Here is a 17,082-nt window from a genome sequence, read left to right as displayed (position 1 = left end):
CTTTTAAAATCCAATGGCAACAAATGAAAAAATAACAAAAACAAAGATTATGCTATCGATACGATCAAGCAATCCGCCGTGCCCTTTTAAGACTTTAGAGAAATCCTTAATATTATTAGCTCGTTTAATCATTGAAAATGATAAGTCTCCTAAAGTTGCTATTGCAGGAACTAATAAAGTAAATAATATAAGTGAAAATTTAGAAATTAAAACTGATGAAATAGAACTATCTTGAGCCACAAAAACTTTAAACAAAACACTAAAATAATTTTTGTTATCTTGTTGAGATGTAAGATCTGCAAAATTTAAAATAATTGACAATAAAATTATTGTTGCTATTGAAACTATCATTCCACCAAAAAAACCTTCTCATGTTTTTTTAGGACTAATAGTAGGCGCAAGTTTGCGTTTAAAATATTTATTACCGAATTTAGCTCCAAAAACAAAACCTCCAATATCTGAGGCGCTAGCTGCAGTCATTAAAATTAAAATATATGACAATCCTGAAGGAACAGCCATTAATAAAACAAAGGTTTTAAAAAAAGAAGAAATCAAAAAAGAAAAAATAAAATAGATCAGTACTTTTACAAAGAAGTTTGAATAAATAATATCTTTTGTGGTTGTTAGTCTTAAAATTGCAAATATAACAGTGTTTAACAATAAAAACAAGTAATAAATTCAATCAGAATATAAATAGATAAGGTTTGAAATGTTATATGAAGTTTTATCTTGAACATTTCAAAAGTTACTTATAAAAAAGAAAAACGAAATCCCAGTAAACATTGTTGATAATTGAAACACTCCCAGAACTGAGGCAATTATTTTATTTTGTGTAAAAGCATAAGTTAATTCATAAAAAGCCCAAATTCCTAATGCAACATAAATGGCAAGAGAAAGTGATCTTGCAACAATTTTTCCGACATCAGCAAAAGAACTTCAATTGAAATTAGGAAAACCAAAAAAAGACAATCTGAAAAGAATGAAAATAAAAATTAATCCTACCACCATAAAAATGGCAGGAAGAATTCTTTGTTGAAAAAGCGAATGTTGCGAATTATTTATTTGATTGTTCATTGTGTTTCAATTATATTGAAAAAGTTAGTTTCTAAAGAGATTGTTTTTCTTTTTAAATTCATAAGTTTGAACTGTTTTTTCAACCAAATCATAAAAGGGTTTGTCATCAAAAGGTTTTTGATCTTGAACATTGATTCATAAAATAACCAAGTAGTAAATTAAAATTTTATGTTGTCACAAATATTCTTCTCAATATGAGTCATATTCATCTAAAAAAATCTTTTCTTGATCTTCACTTAGACTATTGCTAGTAATAAAATATGCTAAATCAAAATGTTTATCTCCCATTGATGCATATTCTCAATCAATAAATCATAATTTACCCTTTTTGTCTTTTAAGATATTAACTTTAAATAAATCATTATGCAAAGGACGATTGTTTTCAGCGTGTGCAAGAATGTTGTTAATTCTTTTGTAATATTTGTTTAAAACTTCAATGTGTATGTTTTTATCTTTTAAAACTTTACGGTATTCTTTAATGCGAGCAGCATGATTGGTTTTAGGAAACTTTAATTTTGAATCATGCAAAGTTTTTAAATTTCGTGCTACTTCCTTTAATGTCTCTTCATCAAAAATAAATTCTTGTGATTCAATAAATTCGTATTTAAGTCACTCTTGTGAGTTTTCAACTAGTTTGGGCACAAAATCAAGTTTGTTTAAAATGCTATAGTCAATTTTGTGATTAAAATTATTGTATTTTTTCTTTTGAATAAACAACTTCCCATCTTGAAATGATTCATTAGTGAAACCGAGATTAATTTTTTTCATCAAAACCTCCTTTTTAAAAATGTGGAAATACTTTTCACATTTTATACTGATAAATTATATTATTGTATAATTATAAGCAGTTATTAAAATATTGAATAATTTAAATATTAGAAAGGAAAATATGAAAATTTTAGTTGTTGGTGCAAACCACGCAGGAACATCATTTTTAAGAACATTACAAACAGTTAACCCACAAGATCAAATTGTTGCTTATGACCGTAATACAAACACATCATTTTTAGGTTGTGGTATTGCTTTATGAGTTGGAGGTGAATTTGAAACTTCTGAAGGTTTATTCTATTCATCTCCTGCAATTTTAAGAGATGAATACAAAGTTGATTTAAAAACAGAACACGAAGTTTTAAAAATTGATAGACACAAAAAAGAAGTATTAGTTAAAGATTTAAAATCAGGAAAAGAATTTACAGATAATTACGATAAACTTGTTTTTGCTGGTGGAACATGACCTGTTGAACCTCCATTTAAAGGTAGAGAATACAAAAACATTATGCTTTCAAAATTATTCCAACACGCTGAAGAAATTTTAGAAGCTGCTAACGACAAAAAAGTCAAAGATGTTGTTGTAGTTGGAGCTGGATACATTGGAGTTGAATTAGTTGAAGCTTTCCATCTAAAAGGTAAAAAAGTTACTTTAATCGATCTTCAAGACAGAGTAGTTCCTAATTACTTTGACCCTGAATTTACTGATGTAATGGAAAAAAGAATGAAAGAAGAAGGAATTAAACTTCAACTTGGAGAATCAGTAGTTGAATTTAAATCAAAAGATGGAGAACATGTATCTTCAGTTGTGACAAACAAAGGTGAATACAAAGCTGATTTAGTTATTTTATCAATTGGATTCAAACCTAGAACCGATGCTCTAACAGATGTTGATAAATTACCTAACGGAGCTGTTAAAGTTGATGAATACCAACGTTCAGTATCAGATAAAGATATTTATGTAATCGGTGATTCTGCTGCTATGATCAACAAAGTGACAGGAAAACACGCTCACACAGCACTTGCTACAAATGCAGTTAAAACAGGACTTATTGCTGCTTTAGATATCGCTGGATTACATGTGCCATTCCCAGGAGTTGTAGGAACAAACGCAATTAACGTATTTGATTGCCACTATGCTTCAACTGGAATGACAAAATTAACAGCTGAAAGAGCAGGTCTTGAAAATGTTGCTGAAGAATACTTCATTGACAATGACCGTCCAGAATTTATGAGAGAATATGACAAAGTTGCATGTAAAATTACTTACGATTCAAAAACACTTAGACTTTTAGGAGTTCAAATTGGATCATGAGGTAAATTCATTCACACTGAAGTTATTTATATGTTTGCATTAGCAATTCAAAAAGGATTAACATTACCAGAAATTGCTTTAACAGATGTTTACTTCTTACCACACTTTAACAAACCATTTAACTTCTTCTTAATGCCAATGTTAAATGCTTTAGGAATTAAATACAAAAAATAATTTATAACTAAACACTCTTAAATGGGTGTTTTTTTACGCAAAAAATGTTAATATTAAAAAATGAAAAATAGAATAACAAACCATTTAACTTTCTTGAAATGAGATACTAAACGACAATGAACTTTATATTTAGGAATTGTCTACATTGTTCTAATGTGTTCTATAACTATTTGAACCTGAGAAATTAGAAAAGAAGAATATTTTAATGTTTTAAACAACCTTTCTCAAGATCAACTCTATTTTTTATACTCTAATAACTTAATTATTTCACCGTTAGCTTTATTTTGAAAAGTAACACTAACTTTTACATGAATTTCAAATTTTTTAATGGGTTTTAGTATTATTTTATTTGCGATTTATCCAAAAAATTGAAAAACGCAAAGATTAATGCATTTGAACGTTTCATATATCAGCATCACATTTTTAGTATTTTGAGGGTTGATCTTTTTACCAGCAATTTTGCAAGGAAACATCGCAGTTGATGTGTTAGTTTCCACTACAATTGTTCACTTTGTTACTCCGGCTTTGGGGATGTTTATTTTTATTTGAAATAAGAAGAATATCAACACTTCTAACAAAACCATATTTTTTTCTTCTGTAGCGATGATTCTTTATTATCTTTTTGCGTTGGCAGTGTTTTTAGTGGGTAAAGATTTTGATCAATACTTTATAAAATTTAATTCTGATGGCTTGTATCATTCAAAAGTTGAACTTTCAATTTATCCTTTTGCTAATTTTGTGGAACCGCTCTTTTATAAAGGGGGTAATATCTTTGTGATTGTGACTTTAGATATTGCGATTTTACTTGCTCTTTGTAGTTTAAGTGTTTTCTTGGCTTGATTTTGACAAAAAGTTTGTAAGTTACCAAAAGAAAATCCTTATACAAGCAATTTCTTAAAAAACAAAATTAACAATTAATTTATCGCATAGTACAAATACAATATAATAATATTTATGAGACTAAGACACAATAAAAATGCAGCTGGAGAGTTAGCTACTTCAAAATATTTTATTTCCGAATTTCCAATCAAATTGCACAATTCTAATGTTTTAGAAATAGGGGCTGGAAAAGGAGAAATGATCACTCAACTGGCGTTAAATAATCCTGAAATCACTTATTTTGCTCTAGAAAAATATCCTACTGTAGCTCACAAAATTTTAAAGAAAATTAATGAGTTGAATTTGACAAATTTATTTATTATCACACAAGATGCTGTGAAAATTCCTGAACTATTTGAAGGTAAAATAGATCAACTTTGATTGACTTTCTCTGACCCATGACCAAAAAATGCACACGAAAAACGAAGATTAACTTATAAGACATTTTTAGCATTATATGAACAAATTCTTTCAAAAGAAGGTAAGTTGCGTTTTAAAACCGACAATGACAAGTTGTTTAATTATTCTATAGAATCATTGCAAGAAAACAATTGAGAAATTTTAGCTCAAACTACAGATTTACATAACAGCGAATTTAATGCTGATAATTATAAAACTGGTTATGAAATAAAATGATCTTCTTTAGGAAAAAACATTAATTATTTAGAAGCGAGAAAGAAACAATAATATAAACACTCACTTGAGCTTATGCTCAAGTTTTTTTATAAAAAAACTAGGTTTAAACCTAGTTCAGTAATTAATAAATTGTTAAAACTTGTGTTCATACTATTGGTAAGAACGATTCTCCAATAGCTATATTTAAACCAATAAATGTTCCTAAACCAATAAAAAATAAAGCAACTCCTAAGTCAATTCAAGATAATTTTAAATTACGATACTTAGTTCTTTTTGAATAAGGTTCATATCCTCTTGTTTGCATCGCATCACTTAAATCATCAGCTTTAGCAAAAGAAGAAACAAATAACGGAATAATTAATGTTGAAAAAGCAATAGCTTTATCTTTGAGTTTTCCGTTTTTAAAATCAATACCCCTTGAGCTTTGAGCTTTCATTATTCTTTGTGATTCATCAAGCAAAGTAGGGATAAATCTTAATGCAATTGAAATTATCATTGCGATAATTTGTGTTGGTATAAATAATAATTTTAAAGGTAACATTAAATCTTCAATTGCTTTAGTTAATAAAATAGGTCTAGTGGTATTGGTAAGTAATGTTGTAGCTAAAATCATTGTAAAGACCCTTAAAAATAAAGCTATACTACGATTTAACGCTAAAGTGGTGATAACAATTTGGTCTTGGGTTGCACTATTTGGATAAACTAGTTTTCAAAATCAAACATTTTCACTTGACATTACATGTTCAAATGCTTTCGCAACATCATCAACTTTAATTGTTAAAATGTTAATCAAAAAGATGACAATAGACATAAACAGTGGGAATTTAGCCATTTTAACAATAGGTCTAATTTTTCTGATAACAACCGCATAAGCTATAAGTAAGGGAATTAATAAAATTAGATTATCAATAAAATATTTAGATAAAAAAGCAAATACAACATAAAAAATAACAATAAAGATTTTTAATCTAGGGTCAATATTGTAAAAGAAACCTTTACCAGGAACATATCTTCCGAAAACACTTTTCATTACTTGCTCCTTTGTTTATTAATTCATGTTGCTAATTCTTGAAGTGATTTGATTTGTGGTACATCAAGACCTTTGTCTCTTAATTTATGCACAAATTCTAATAATTTAGGTGGTTGCAAATTGTTTTGTTTTAAAAACTCAATGTCATTTAAAATTTCATATGGGTCCCCATCTTTGTGAATTAAACCATTTTTAAAAACTATTGCTCTTTGAGCTCTTTCTAAAACGTGATCTAACTCATGAGTGACATTAACGATTGTGACACCTTTTTTGTGCAAGTTGGATAAAATATCTAAAATCTCTACAACCCCGACAGGATCTAATCCTGCAGTTGGTTCATCAACAACTAAAACTTCAGGTTCTAAAGCTAAAATACCAGCTAAAGCGACTCTCCGTTTTTGACCTCCAGATAAATCAAAAGGACTACGTTTTAAATAATCTTCACTTAAACCAACTAATTTAATATACTCTCTAGCTTTTTCTTTTGCTAATTCTTTAGGCATTCCAAAAGCAATAGGGGCAAAGATGATGTCGTCTAATACTGTTTGCTTAAATAGTTGATATTCAGCAAACTGAAAGACCACACCAATTTTATTTCTGATCATTTTAGACTCTTTAAATTTGTATGTTTTCTTAGTTTTTTTACTTAATCCAAAAAAACGTTTTTTAATAACAGGAAGAGTTACATGCATTTTTCAGATCGAACTTTTTTTAGTTTTTTTGTTTTGAATTTCTTGATTAAAAATTCAAGAAACCTCACCTTCAGTAGGGCTTAACAAACCGTTTAAATGTTGTATAAAAGTTGTTTTTCCGCTTCCTGTTTGTCCAATCACTCCAATATATTCACCCTGCTTTATATCAACTGAAATTCCATCTAAAGCTTTGAATTGTCAAGGAGTATTTTTAGAAAAGATATGTTTAACATTATTTAATTTTATTTGCATATTTCTTTAATTAACTCCTCTTCATTATATGTTGGTTCTACCCCTTTGATTAGTGAACTTAATTTATACACAAAAGGAGAATCAATTTTAGCGATATCAATGATTTCTTTATTGTTCAAAATTTCAATAGGTTTTCCAGCGGCAATTAATTTACCACCAGAAAAGACCAAACATTTATCAGCTAAAATAGCTTCGTCCATATCATGAGTTATTGAAATTAGAGTTTTTTGTTTTGTTGATCTAATGTCTTGAATAATTTGTAAAACTTTGTTTTTACCTTTTGGGTCCAACATTGATGTAATTTCATCAAAAATAATAACTTCTGGATCTAAAGCCAAAACAGAAGCAATCGCAACTCTTTGTTTTTGTCCACCAGAAAGATTTTCGGGTTCACGTTCTAAAAAAGGGAGCATATCAACTTTTTCTGCGTATTCACGAACAACCTTAACCATTTGTTCGCGTGACATTCTTTTATTTTCTAAACCAAAAGCAATATCATCTTCTACAGAAGATCCAATGAATTGGTTTTCTGGGTTTTGAAATACTATTCCTATTTTTTTTCTTACATCAATTAAGGTTTCTCTTGAATATACAATTCCGTCAATTGATACTTTACCACTTGAAGGTTTAATTAATGCAGAAAGGATTTTAGAAAGAGTGCTTTTTCCTGATCCATTATGACCTAAAATAGCAACATATTCTCCTTTTTGAATTTCAAAAGAAACATTTGATAATGCCGGCACAGGATCGGATTCACGATACCTAAAAGTTACATTTTGTACTTTAATCATAGTATTAATTTTACCACAGTTAAAAAATTATATTTTTTAAAGAAAAGACGTAAAAAAATAATAAAAAACACCTTTTTTAAGGTATTTTGCAAATTAATTCTTTGATAGGTTTGTATTTAATCCGGTGTATTGGTGTAACACCTTTTTGAATAATTGCTTCTTTGTGTTCTTTAGTTCCGTAACCCTTATGAGCATCAAAACCATAGCCAGGATACTTGGTTGCTAGTTCAGTCATTAATTTGTCACGATATACCTTTGCAACGATACTTGCGGCAGCAACATTATAAGAAATTTCATCACCTTTAACTAAATTAATTTGGTCAATATTAGTGTAGATTTTTTCAAAATCTGTAATAACAACTTCAGGACGGGCACTAAATTTAGCAACACATTCGGACATAGCAAGCTTTGATTCTTCTTTGGGATTGGATTCGTTTAATTTTTCAACGCTTCTGACACTAATTTGAATTTCGTAAGCATTTCGAATTATTTGACGATATAAAAATTCTCTCTTTTGTTTAGAAAGTTTTTTTGAATCATTAATTTCTGATATTTTATTTTCGTTATTCATAATAACACAAGCAGCTACAAGAGGACCAGCTCACGCACCTCTTCCAGCTTCGTCACAACCAGCAATAATTTTTTTGTTTGGCAAAAATTCAGCTTCAAAATTTAACATATAAAAATTATAAATTAAATGTGTTTAATATACAAAAAAGCATCAAAATAATATAATTTACATATGTTAGATAAAGTGAAAACTTATTGTGATTTATGTCAGGATAATTATGATTTTTATTTTGGATTACCTAAAGACATGCAAAATTACGGTTGATTTTTAAATGAAATTGTTCAAAAACAAAAAAACTTGGTTGATTGAGAAGTTTTTAAGAATGAATATCAAAAAGATCGTGAGTGATTTTACACAATTGAAGGATATAAAAGTACTTTTAAAGACTTTCATAACATGATCTTAGATTTTTTTAATGATGAAGAAAAAAAACTATTGAAAACAGAAATTTTACTCAGTTTTGATTTAAGTATTTATCCAGCTATCTTAAAAGATGATGTAAATTCAGAAATATATGAACTAATGCATGTGCCTTTAGTGGAATTTAACTTTTTAGGAAACAAACAATATTCAAGATCTTATCCGAAGTTATTATTTGTGCAATTTAACGAAGAACAAAGCATATTTACATGTCCAAAGGATTTAAAAATGAGTGCTAAGAGGTTGTATGAATAAAGTTAAGAATGAACATTATCAAAAGCTTGAAGGGATTTTAAAAGAGAAGAATTTAGGAGAAATTTCTAATTTTGAATTTAAATATCAAGGATTTCACAACTACACATATATTGCTACAATAAACAACATTGATTATCAAGTTAGAATATCCAAAAGTGATGTTTTCAAAGATAAAAAAAATGAATTCAAATATTATGAAGATCATAAAGACACATTGTTTATTAATGAAGAGATTTTAGTGCGTAAATGATTTAAAGGAACAACTTTGGATCAAGTCAAACTAACTGAAGAAATTCAACTTGCAGTGCTATCTAAACTCAAAAATTTTAGTTCAATAAAATTACAAGTTCAAGAATTTAATTGATTTGAAGACAAAATTAATGATGACAAATACAAAAATATAATCAAAAAATTTTTAAAACAACCCACAGTTCTTCAACATGGAGATTTGGTTTTAAAAAATATCCTAATTAACGATCATAATGAAATTGAGTTTATTGATTTAGAATGAATTCGTACAAATTTCAACGGTTTTGATGCTATTTCGTTATATAAACAAGGATTTGATAAAAAGTTATTGATGCAGTATTTAAATGTTAAAAAAAGCGAATTTGACGATCTTTTATACATTTGTAAAATTTTTGATTTTTACATTTATGAGCAAAACTATTTAGAGAAACTGTATTCTTCAATGACTCCAGAAAACTTGCTCCCTTCTTTTTCTAAAAGTTCATACAAAGTAACTGATAAAGTAATACAAAGAAAATCCCAACAATTTTATTTTTCTTCAATAGGAGAGTTTGATTTATTCCCTAGTATTTACTATGAGAATGAAAAAATAGTTTTAAGACAATGAGTTAATGCAAGATCTTTTAATTGATGCAAAGGAAATATAAGAAGAGTTGCAAGTAGAATTAAACAAATGCATAAGGTCAAAAGCGACCTAAAATATGATTTTGATATAAAAATTAAAAATTTATATCAAAAGTATAGTAACAATCAAGTATTCAAACAAATTGATGATCAAATAATTAATAAAATTTTTAACCATCTCTCAAATCCACGGGATTTAGTTTTTTCTCATAACGACTTGCATCAAAATAATGTACTTATTAGTTTAAATGATGGAAAAGTAAAGTTTATAGATTTAGTTGATGCTGGTTTGAATAGTAAATATTACGATTTAGCTTATTTAAGTTCTAATCTAAATTTAAATGAAGATAGAGAAAATCATTTATTAAAATGTTATGATCAAAACATTGATAAAAAAGAATTTTATAAGTATAAATGCATAGTGAATTTTTGTGGATTATTATGAAGTTTATCTTTAGAAGATTCTTCTCAAGAAAAAGAGAATATTAACAATATATTAAAATATAGTTCTTATTTATAATAAAATCTCGCAAACTGAGCGAGATTTTATTATAAATAAGGTTTTAGATCTTCTTTTAATTGTGCGTAAGGTTTGTATCCTAACATTTTGTGAACTAATTCACCATCTTTGTAAACTAATACATAAGGAATAGATTGAACTTTTTCTTCAATTGCATATTCTTTTTCGGTGTCTACATTAATTCTTAAAACGCTTACATTATCTTTAGCTGAAAGTTCTTCAAGAACTGGTTTAAGCATTTTACATGCTCCACATCATTCAGCGTAAAACACAACTAAGTGAAGACCGTTTTTAACTGTTTCTAAAACTTCTTTTTTGTTAGATTCTTTAACCATAATTTTCCTTTCTTAATACGTATTAATTATACATAAAAAAAGCAAAAAGTTAATTTTTTATTGTTTTTTTGATAAAAAACGCATTTTTTGGTTTTTATCAAAAATTTCTAATCTAAAAAAAGATATAAAAAAAACAGCAACTCCCTATTTTCACATTTCTGCTATCGTCGGCACTAACGGGCTTAACTACTGAGTTCGGAATGGATTCAGGTGATCCCCGTTGCTATAATCACTGTGATAAAAGTATAGCACAAAAAAATAAAAGCAAATAAATTTTTTTTAATTTTTTACAACAATATCAAAGTTTGTTACTGATGTAGTAAGCAATTTGGTAAATTCTTTATAATCACTATCTGAAAGATCTAAATTTTTTACTCCGCTAAAGTATACAGTTGCTACATCTCATCTAAGTTGATATTTGTTTTGGGCAAGTAAGAAAATTAGATCTTCCATAAATCATTCAAAGAAACGATCACTATATTTAATGTCTCGAAGTAATTTGTGAATAGTGATATCGAATTCTCTATTTTCAAATCTTGTTATTTCAAAATCAAAAGATAATTTTAATTCTTCTGAAGATAGTTTTTGTAATTTGTTCATAATATAAATATTTTACATATATTTAAATTTGAACTTTAAAAAGTTTTATAATCTATATTACTTATGAAAAAGAATGAGCAAACTAATTTTAAATTTATTAATTATAAACCGCATATTTTTACTTTAGTGTTTTTAGTGCTTACATTAATTGGTTTTACTTTGAGTTTAAGTTTAATTAGAGATCCTAAAAACACTTCATATGCTTTTTTAATGGTAATGCCTTTTACTTGATTGGTGTTTTTATCTTCACTAGGCTCAATTATGCTATATAGAAGAGACAAACAAAAAGCTTTTTCTAATTTTTGAATTTGAATTACTTTGGTAGCTTTTGTTAATTTATTTACTTCACCAATTGCTTTAGGAATTTTAATTAACACTCAAGCTGATAAATTATATTTACATCCATATGGTTATGTATTATTAGCTGCAATGAATCTTATTTTATTAGTGATGATAATTTGATCAGCATTCGTGAATAAAAAAGTAATCAGAGAAGATTAATGATATATTAAAAAGTAGCAAAATTAGTTGCTACTTTTTAATATATCAAATAGTGTTTTTCCAATAGTATCACTTTGATGATCACCAATGACCATATCGGCAACATTTTTAGCCTCGTCTGTGGCATTACCCATTGCAATTCCTATAGAAGCTTGGGAAAGCATTTCACAATCATTTCCGCTGTCTCCAAATGCGATTAAGTTTCTATCGGTAAGATTTTCTTTTTCAAGAACCTTTTCAATTCCAATATATTTTGAAATACCAAGTGGATTAACATCAGTGTAAACTGAGTTGGTTAAAAACACTGAAGCTTGACCTTGTAAGTCTTTACGAATATTGTTAGTAACTTCTTGAGCTATTTCCAAAGGATTTCTTAATGCCACTTGAACAATGTTTGAATTAGGATTTTCTACAACTTCTTCAATTTGTTCGAGAGTTCGAGGATTTACAATGGCTAAATCCATAATTTGTTTTTGACTCATCCAACTAGGAAATTGTAATCCATTTTTTGTAGGCATGAAAGTACCGTTGAAATCTTCAGTGTCTAAGTTTAAAACCAATTCATATTTTAGAGCATATTCTTTTAAAATGTAATAAGCTTCTTTAGATAATTTACCAAGTACATGAATTTTATTAGTTTTTACATCTCAAAGAAGCGCACCATTTGAACACACGCAGTAATGAATGTCCTTGATTATTTGTTTTTCAATTAAAGGTTTAACTTTTAAAATTCCTCTTCCAGTTGCAATTACATTTAAGTTATTGTTTTGTGCGCTTAGTGTAAGAGCTTGTTGAGTTAAAGGGTCAATAGTATTGTTCTTTTTTAATAAAGTACCGTCTAAATCAAAAGCAAAAACTTTTCTCATTTATTTTCTTCTTTTCATTGTAGGGAATAATAAAACATCTCTAATTGAATCTTTTTCAGTTAAAAGCATTGTCAAACGATCAATTCCAATTCCACAACCACCAGCTGGTGGAAATCCGTATTCAAGAGCTTCCACAAAATCTCAGTCAATATCACTCGCTTCATCATTACCACTATTTTTTTCTACTAGTTGGTCTTCAAAACGTTCAAGTTGATCAATTGGATCGCTTAACTCAGTATACATATTTGCGTATTCTTTAGTGTTAATAAATAATTCAGCTCTATCTGTAAAACGTGGATCTTCGCTTTTTGCTGTTAAAGGAGAAATTTCAATTGGGTGTCCTCACACAAAAGTAGGTTGAATTAAAGTTTCTTCGATTAATGCTTCAAATAATTCGTTGATAATATGTCCAAGTTTAAAGAATTTTTCAATTTTAATTTTGTGTTTTTTTGCAACTTCAACCGCTTCTTCAAATGATGCTTTTCTAAAATCAACTCCTGTGGCTTCTGATACGGCATCAATCATGTTTAGGCGTTTAAATGGTTGAGTTAAATCGATTTCTACACCCTTATTAATAACTTTTTCTTTTCCTAACTTTTTAGCAATACTTTTGATTAATTCTTCAGTACGATTCATCATACCTTCAAGATCTGAATAAGCTTCATAAAATTCAATTGAAGTAAATTCAGGATTGTGAGTTGTGTCGATTCCTTCGTTTCTAAAAATTCTTCCGATTTCATAAACTCTGTCAATACCTCCAACAAGAAGTTTTTTAAGAGGGATTTCTGTAGCGATTCTTAGCACAAACTCTTGATCTAAAGCGTTGTGATGAGTTTTGAAAGGACGAGCACTTGCTCCTGAAAGATAATCGTGTAAAAAAGGTGTTTCAACTTCCATGTATTCTAACGAATCAAAATATTGTCTAATTGCACTAATAATTTTTGTTCTTGTTCAAAATGTTTTGGCACTGTCTTCGTTAACAATTAAATCAACATATCTTCTTCTGTATCTTTCTTCAACGTCTGCTAAACCATGATATTTATCAGGTAAAGGTTTAAGAGCTTTAGTGAGCAATTTTAAATCATTAACTTTAAGGGTGACTTCTCCGGTGTGTGTTTTCATTGCTACACCCTCAACATAAATGATGTCACCTAAATCTAAAGTATCGACAATTTTAGCCAATTCAGGATATGCTTTTTTGTTAAAGTAAGCTTGAATTTTTCCGTGATAATCCTTAAGTAAAATGAAAGGCCCTCTCATGGTTAGAATTCTTCCGCTTATAGCGTAAAATGTCTGTTTTTGTTCTAATTTTTCTTTAGAAAAAGATTCATTTTCGTTAACAATTTGATCAGAATATGTTAAAGATTTCAATCCTGTTGCTTTGGCAAAAGGTTCTACATTTAATTCTTTATATGTTTGCAATTTATTTCTTCTAATTTGTTCTTGTTCTGTTAATTTTGTGTCCATTTTGTTCTCCTATAAGTATTTTCAATTATATTAAATTTATACTTATCTGAAATGTTTTTTGACCCTATAAATTTGAAAAAAACTGTAAAATATAAATAAAATTATATTTTTAAGATTTGGAGGCTATAAATGGAACTTCTTGAAATCAAAAAACTTTTTGTGTATAAACTTTCTTCAATTCCTGGTATTGTAAAAATTCAAAAAAACGAGAACAATTTGACAGAGAATTCACAAAAAACGGAATTTATAGATATGGATAATTTACAAACTGATCCAATTGAATTGGTGGAAGTATACTCAACACCTAATGGTTGAAGTTTTGTGGCTGCTGTTAGTGTGCTATCTTCAGTAGCGGTAAAACCTCTAGTTGAAGAACTTTATAGCCAAATGTATTATGAACTAAGAAAGAAAAAAGAGATTCTCAATAAGATAACCATTTTAGTTAGGGGTGTAGAAAATGTCTAAGATTATCAATGGAAAGCAACTTTCAGAAGCTTTACTTTCTGGTGCTAATGCTTTAATTAATGCTAAAAATAAAATCGATGCATTAAATGTTTTCCCTGTACCTGATGGAGATACAGGAACTAACATGGCAGCAACTATTTCTGGAACTGTAAATAACTTACAAAAAGTAACAAATCAAAATGTTACTGAAGTTCTTGCGCAACTAGCGCATGACATGATTTATGAAGCTAGAGGTAATTCAGGAGTAATATTAAGTCAGATTTTTAAAGGTTTTTTTACAGCAATTAATGGGAAAGACACTTTAAATGCGCATGATTTAACATTGGCTTTTGAAGGAGCGGCCGCTAGAGCATACAAAGCAGTTTATAAACCAGTTGAAGGAACTATTTTGACTGTTATCCGAGAAACAGCCGAGAATTTAACAAAAAAATATAAAGATTCTGAAGCCGAAATTAACGATGTGTTTGCTGATGCATACAATTTTGCTCGTGTAAGCTGTGACAATACTCCAAATATTCTTAAAACTTTAAGAGAAGTAGGTGTAACTGACAGTGGTGGTGAAGGGTTGGTTAAAATTCTTTGAGGGATTAGTGAATATCTTCAAGGAAGAGCAGTTGCTAAATCTGATGTAAGCGAAGACATTGCCAATTTTATTTCTGATGTAGAAACTTATGATGGTGAATTTGGATATTGTACTGAGTTTTTAATTGAACTAAGTGATGCTGAAAAATTTGATAAAAATCGTTTTACCAAACAAATTGAAAAAATTGCCACTTCTCTTGTAGTGGTGCAAGATGATAACTTATTAAAAGTTCATGGGCATGCACTTAAACCAGGAGACATGCTTAACTTTGGACAAAAACATGGTGAATTTATCAAAATTAAATCTGAAAATATGACATTGCAAGCTAACGATTCTAAAGCACAAGCAGAAGAACTCAAACAAGCTCAAGAACGTCAAGAAAGGGTTGAAAACGCCATTATTTCATGTAATTTAGGAACTGGAATTGTTCGAATTATGAAAGAAAACGGTTGTGATTATGTTGTTGAAAGCGGACAAAGTCAAAACCCATCCGCTCAAGAATTAATTAAAGCAATTGAATCAGTTAATGCAGAAAACGTCTTTATTTTGCCTAATAACAAAAACATTACTTTAGTGGCCCAGCAAGCAGCAGCAGTAACTAATGACTGTAATGTTATTGTAATTCCAACCAAAACACAAATGGAAGGTTTAGCAGCATTATTTAATTTTAATCCTGAAAATACTGTAAAAGAAAATAAAAATAATATTAAAGAAGCTATTAAAGGAGTGAATTCTGGTGAAGTAACAATTGCAGCTCGTAGCACCAAATTAAATGGTGTTGAAATCAAACAAGGTGAATACTTAGCCATTGCTAATGGAAAAATAATTGCTTCAGTGGAAGATTCAATTACAGCTGGTAAAAAAATTGTTTCAAAGCTAATTAGTAAAAAAAGTGAAATTGTCACTATTTTCTATGGTGATGAATCTAGTTACTCTGATGCAGAAGAAATTTCAAACTACATTAACTCCAAATGAGATGTTGAAGTGGAAATTTACGAAGGAAATCAACCTAATTACCACTTTTTCATAGGAGTTGAATAATGTATAAATATACTATTGCTTTTGATATCAATGGAAATGATAATGGAGTAATGCCAGCAATTGAAGCCTCTCAAGAATTTGCTTTAAAACACCCTGAAACTAAAATTGTGTTAGTTGGAAATCTAAAAAATATCAATTTAAAATTACCTCAAAACATTGAACTTGTTGATAATCCAAATACTCCTAGCGATCCTAAAAATATTAAACAAACTTTAAAAGAAAACACTTCAATGAATCAAGCAATTGATCTATATAAAACAAATCAAGCCCAAAGCATTTTATCTTGTGGAGATAGCGGAAGTTATATTTCGGCTTTGACATTAAAACTAAAAAGATTACCAAATGTTTCTCGTCCAGCTTTTATGCCTGTAGCAAATGCAATTAATGGAAAGAAATTTGTCTTTTTAGACGTAGGAGCTAATTTGGAAGTTAAAGCTGAATGACTAGTGGAATGAGCTAATTTAGCTTCAAGTTTTTATAAAGTGATGTTTAATCAAGAAAATCCTAGAGTTGCTTTATTAAATATAGGAACCGAAGATTATAAAGGTCTTGAATTTACTAAAGAGGCACATCAATTACTTAAAGAAAATAGCAATATTAATTATTTGGGGTTTCATGAAACCAGAGATTTATTTAGAGGGAATTTTGAAGTAGCTGTTATTGATGGATATGGCGGTAACTTGGTGCTTAAAAGCTATGAAGGAGCTGTGTTTACTTTTATTGATTCCTTAAAAGAAAGCATCAATAAATCTTTTGTGCGTAAAATCGGTGCTCTTTTAATGAAAAGAGCTTTCAAAGATGTAATGAAGCAACTTGATTATCGTAATGTTGGAAGTGCTTGAGTAATTGGGGTAAATGCTCCGGCTTTAAAAACTCATGGTTCAAGTGATAAAAAAAGTTACTTAGCCGCATTACATCAGCTTCAAGATGCTATGGAAAAAGATTTAATTTCTAAATTAAGTGAGCAAATTTAA

Annotated in this window: 19 protein-coding genes and 1 rRNA gene; 9 read left to right on the top strand and 11 right to left on the bottom strand. The window is 28.6% G+C overall.

Annotated features, from left to right (window positions below):
* Positions 1-3: 3 nt before the first annotated feature.
* Positions 4-1,074: a phosphatidate cytidylyltransferase gene (locus EXC45_RS02310; protein WP_051616977.1), complete on the bottom strand. Its 1,071-nt coding sequence runs from the start codon at positions 1,072-1,074 to the stop codon at positions 4-6.
* Between the two features lie 24 nt (positions 1,075-1,098).
* On the bottom strand, positions 1,099-1,842 hold the full coding sequence (locus EXC45_RS02305; protein WP_036434766.1) for a phosphotransferase: 744 nt from the start codon (positions 1,840-1,842) through the stop codon (positions 1,099-1,101).
* Positions 1,843-1,963: 121 nt separating this feature from the next.
* Here EXC45_RS02305 and EXC45_RS02300 point away from each other — a divergent pair, with 121 nt between their 5' ends.
* Genes EXC45_RS02300 through trmB form a run of 3 tightly spaced genes read left to right on the top strand, consistent with a single transcriptional unit; the run spans position 1,964 to position 4,897 of the window.
* Positions 1,964-3,331 (top strand): FAD-dependent oxidoreductase, encoded by a 1,368-nt coding sequence (locus EXC45_RS02300; RefSeq protein ID WP_036434764.1) that lies wholly within the window; start codon positions 1,964-1,966, stop codon positions 3,329-3,331.
* A 60-nt stretch (positions 3,332-3,391) separates the two neighbouring features.
* A complete protein-coding gene (locus EXC45_RS02295) occupies positions 3,392-4,249 on the top strand; it encodes an MAGa3780 family membrane protein (RefSeq protein WP_129693778.1) in 858 nt (285 codons plus the stop codon).
* Positions 4,250-4,285: 36 nt separating this feature from the next.
* The gene (gene trmB / locus EXC45_RS02290) at positions 4,286-4,897 is read left to right on the top strand and encodes a tRNA (guanosine(46)-N7)-methyltransferase TrmB (protein WP_036434760.1); all 612 of its coding nucleotides are present in this window, start codon (positions 4,286-4,288) and stop codon (positions 4,895-4,897) included.
* Between the two features lie 70 nt (positions 4,898-4,967).
* Here the strand turns inward: trmB and EXC45_RS02285 are convergent, their stop codons facing one another.
* The 4 genes from EXC45_RS02285 to EXC45_RS02270 all read right to left on the bottom strand — a co-directional run bounded on the left by EXC45_RS02285 (position 4,968) and on the right by EXC45_RS02270 (position 8,290).
* Positions 4,968-5,876: an energy-coupling factor transporter transmembrane component T family protein gene (locus EXC45_RS02285; RefSeq protein WP_036434758.1), complete on the bottom strand. Its 909-nt coding sequence runs from the start codon at positions 5,874-5,876 to the stop codon at positions 4,968-4,970.
* Positions 5,876-6,820 (bottom strand): energy-coupling factor transporter ATPase, encoded by a 945-nt coding sequence (locus EXC45_RS02280; RefSeq protein ID WP_036434756.1) that lies wholly within the window; start codon positions 6,818-6,820, stop codon positions 5,876-5,878. Before EXC45_RS02280 ends, EXC45_RS02285 begins: the two co-directional genes overlap by 1 nt.
* On the bottom strand, positions 6,811-7,611 hold the full coding sequence (locus tag EXC45_RS02275; protein ID WP_036434754.1) for an energy-coupling factor transporter ATPase: 801 nt from the start codon (positions 7,609-7,611) through the stop codon (positions 6,811-6,813). The genes EXC45_RS02280 and EXC45_RS02275 overlap by 10 nt, the downstream gene beginning before the upstream one ends.
* A 76-nt stretch (positions 7,612-7,687) precedes the next feature.
* Positions 7,688-8,290 (bottom strand): ribonuclease HII, encoded by a 603-nt coding sequence (locus EXC45_RS02270; RefSeq protein ID WP_036434752.1) that lies wholly within the window; start codon positions 8,288-8,290, stop codon positions 7,688-7,690.
* Positions 8,291-8,353: 63 nt separating this feature from the next.
* Between EXC45_RS02270 and EXC45_RS02265 the strand changes: the two genes are divergently transcribed.
* On the top strand, positions 8,354-8,857 hold the full coding sequence (locus tag EXC45_RS02265; RefSeq protein ID WP_129693777.1) for a hypothetical protein: 504 nt from the start codon (positions 8,354-8,356) through the stop codon (positions 8,855-8,857).
* Positions 8,850-10,250, top strand: coding sequence for a phosphotransferase (locus EXC45_RS02260; protein WP_036434748.1), 1,401 nt, complete (start codon positions 8,850-8,852; stop codon positions 10,248-10,250). Before EXC45_RS02265 ends, EXC45_RS02260 begins: the two co-directional genes overlap by 8 nt.
* A 29-nt stretch (positions 10,251-10,279) precedes the next feature.
* Here EXC45_RS02260 and EXC45_RS02255 read toward each other — a convergent pair whose 3' ends face one another.
* The 3 genes from EXC45_RS02255 to EXC45_RS02245 all read right to left on the bottom strand — a co-directional run bounded on the left by EXC45_RS02255 (position 10,280) and on the right by EXC45_RS02245 (position 11,185).
* Positions 10,280-10,585 (bottom strand): thioredoxin family protein, encoded by a 306-nt coding sequence (locus tag EXC45_RS02255; protein WP_036434746.1) that lies wholly within the window; start codon positions 10,583-10,585, stop codon positions 10,280-10,282.
* Positions 10,586-10,716: 131 nt separating this feature from the next.
* Positions 10,717-10,822 (bottom strand): 5S ribosomal RNA (rrf, locus tag EXC45_RS02250).
* Positions 10,823-10,864: 42 nt separating this feature from the next.
* Complete coding sequence (locus tag EXC45_RS02245) at positions 10,865-11,185, bottom strand: hypothetical protein (protein WP_036435052.1); 321 nt, start codon at positions 11,183-11,185, stop codon at positions 10,865-10,867.
* A 63-nt stretch (positions 11,186-11,248) separates the two neighbouring features.
* On the opposite strand from EXC45_RS02245, the gene EXC45_RS02240 reads away from it, so the two are divergent.
* Positions 11,249-11,686: a hypothetical protein gene (locus EXC45_RS02240; protein ID WP_036435054.1), complete on the top strand. Its 438-nt coding sequence runs from the start codon at positions 11,249-11,251 to the stop codon at positions 11,684-11,686.
* A gap of 23 nt (positions 11,687-11,709) precedes the next feature.
* On the opposite strand, the gene EXC45_RS02235 is transcribed toward EXC45_RS02240, so the two are convergent.
* The gene (locus EXC45_RS02235) at positions 11,710-12,552 is read right to left on the bottom strand and encodes a Cof-type HAD-IIB family hydrolase (protein WP_036435056.1); all 843 of its coding nucleotides are present in this window, start codon (positions 12,550-12,552) and stop codon (positions 11,710-11,712) included.
* On the bottom strand, positions 12,553-14,019 hold the full coding sequence (gene lysS / locus EXC45_RS02230; protein WP_036435058.1) for a lysine--tRNA ligase: 1,467 nt from the start codon (positions 14,017-14,019) through the stop codon (positions 12,553-12,555).
* 129 nt (positions 14,020-14,148) lie between these two features.
* Between lysS and EXC45_RS02225 the strand changes: the two genes are divergently transcribed.
* Genes EXC45_RS02225 through plsX form a run of 3 tightly spaced genes read left to right on the top strand, consistent with a single transcriptional unit; the run spans position 14,149 to position 17,082 of the window.
* On the top strand, positions 14,149-14,484 hold the full coding sequence (locus EXC45_RS02225; protein ID WP_036435060.1) for a hypothetical protein: 336 nt from the start codon (positions 14,149-14,151) through the stop codon (positions 14,482-14,484).
* On the top strand, positions 14,477-16,108 hold the full coding sequence (locus tag EXC45_RS02220; RefSeq protein WP_036435062.1) for a DAK2 domain-containing protein: 1,632 nt from the start codon (positions 14,477-14,479) through the stop codon (positions 16,106-16,108). The genes EXC45_RS02225 and EXC45_RS02220 overlap by 8 nt, the downstream gene beginning before the upstream one ends.
* Positions 16,108-17,082 carry a phosphate acyltransferase PlsX gene (gene plsX, locus EXC45_RS02215; protein ID WP_036435064.1) on the top strand — a complete coding sequence of 325 codons (975 nt, stop codon included), beginning with the start codon at positions 16,108-16,110 and terminating at the stop codon, positions 17,080-17,082. The genes EXC45_RS02220 and plsX overlap by 1 nt, the downstream gene beginning before the upstream one ends.

This window comes from Mycoplasmopsis columboralis (genome assembly GCF_900660675.1).
GTDB classification, from domain to species: Bacteria; Bacillota_I; Bacilli_A; order Mycoplasmatales; family Metamycoplasmataceae; genus Mycoplasmopsis; species Mycoplasmopsis columboralis.
The sequence above is the reverse complement of the archived record's forward strand: the minus strand, read 5'-3'. Positions and strand labels throughout refer to the sequence as shown.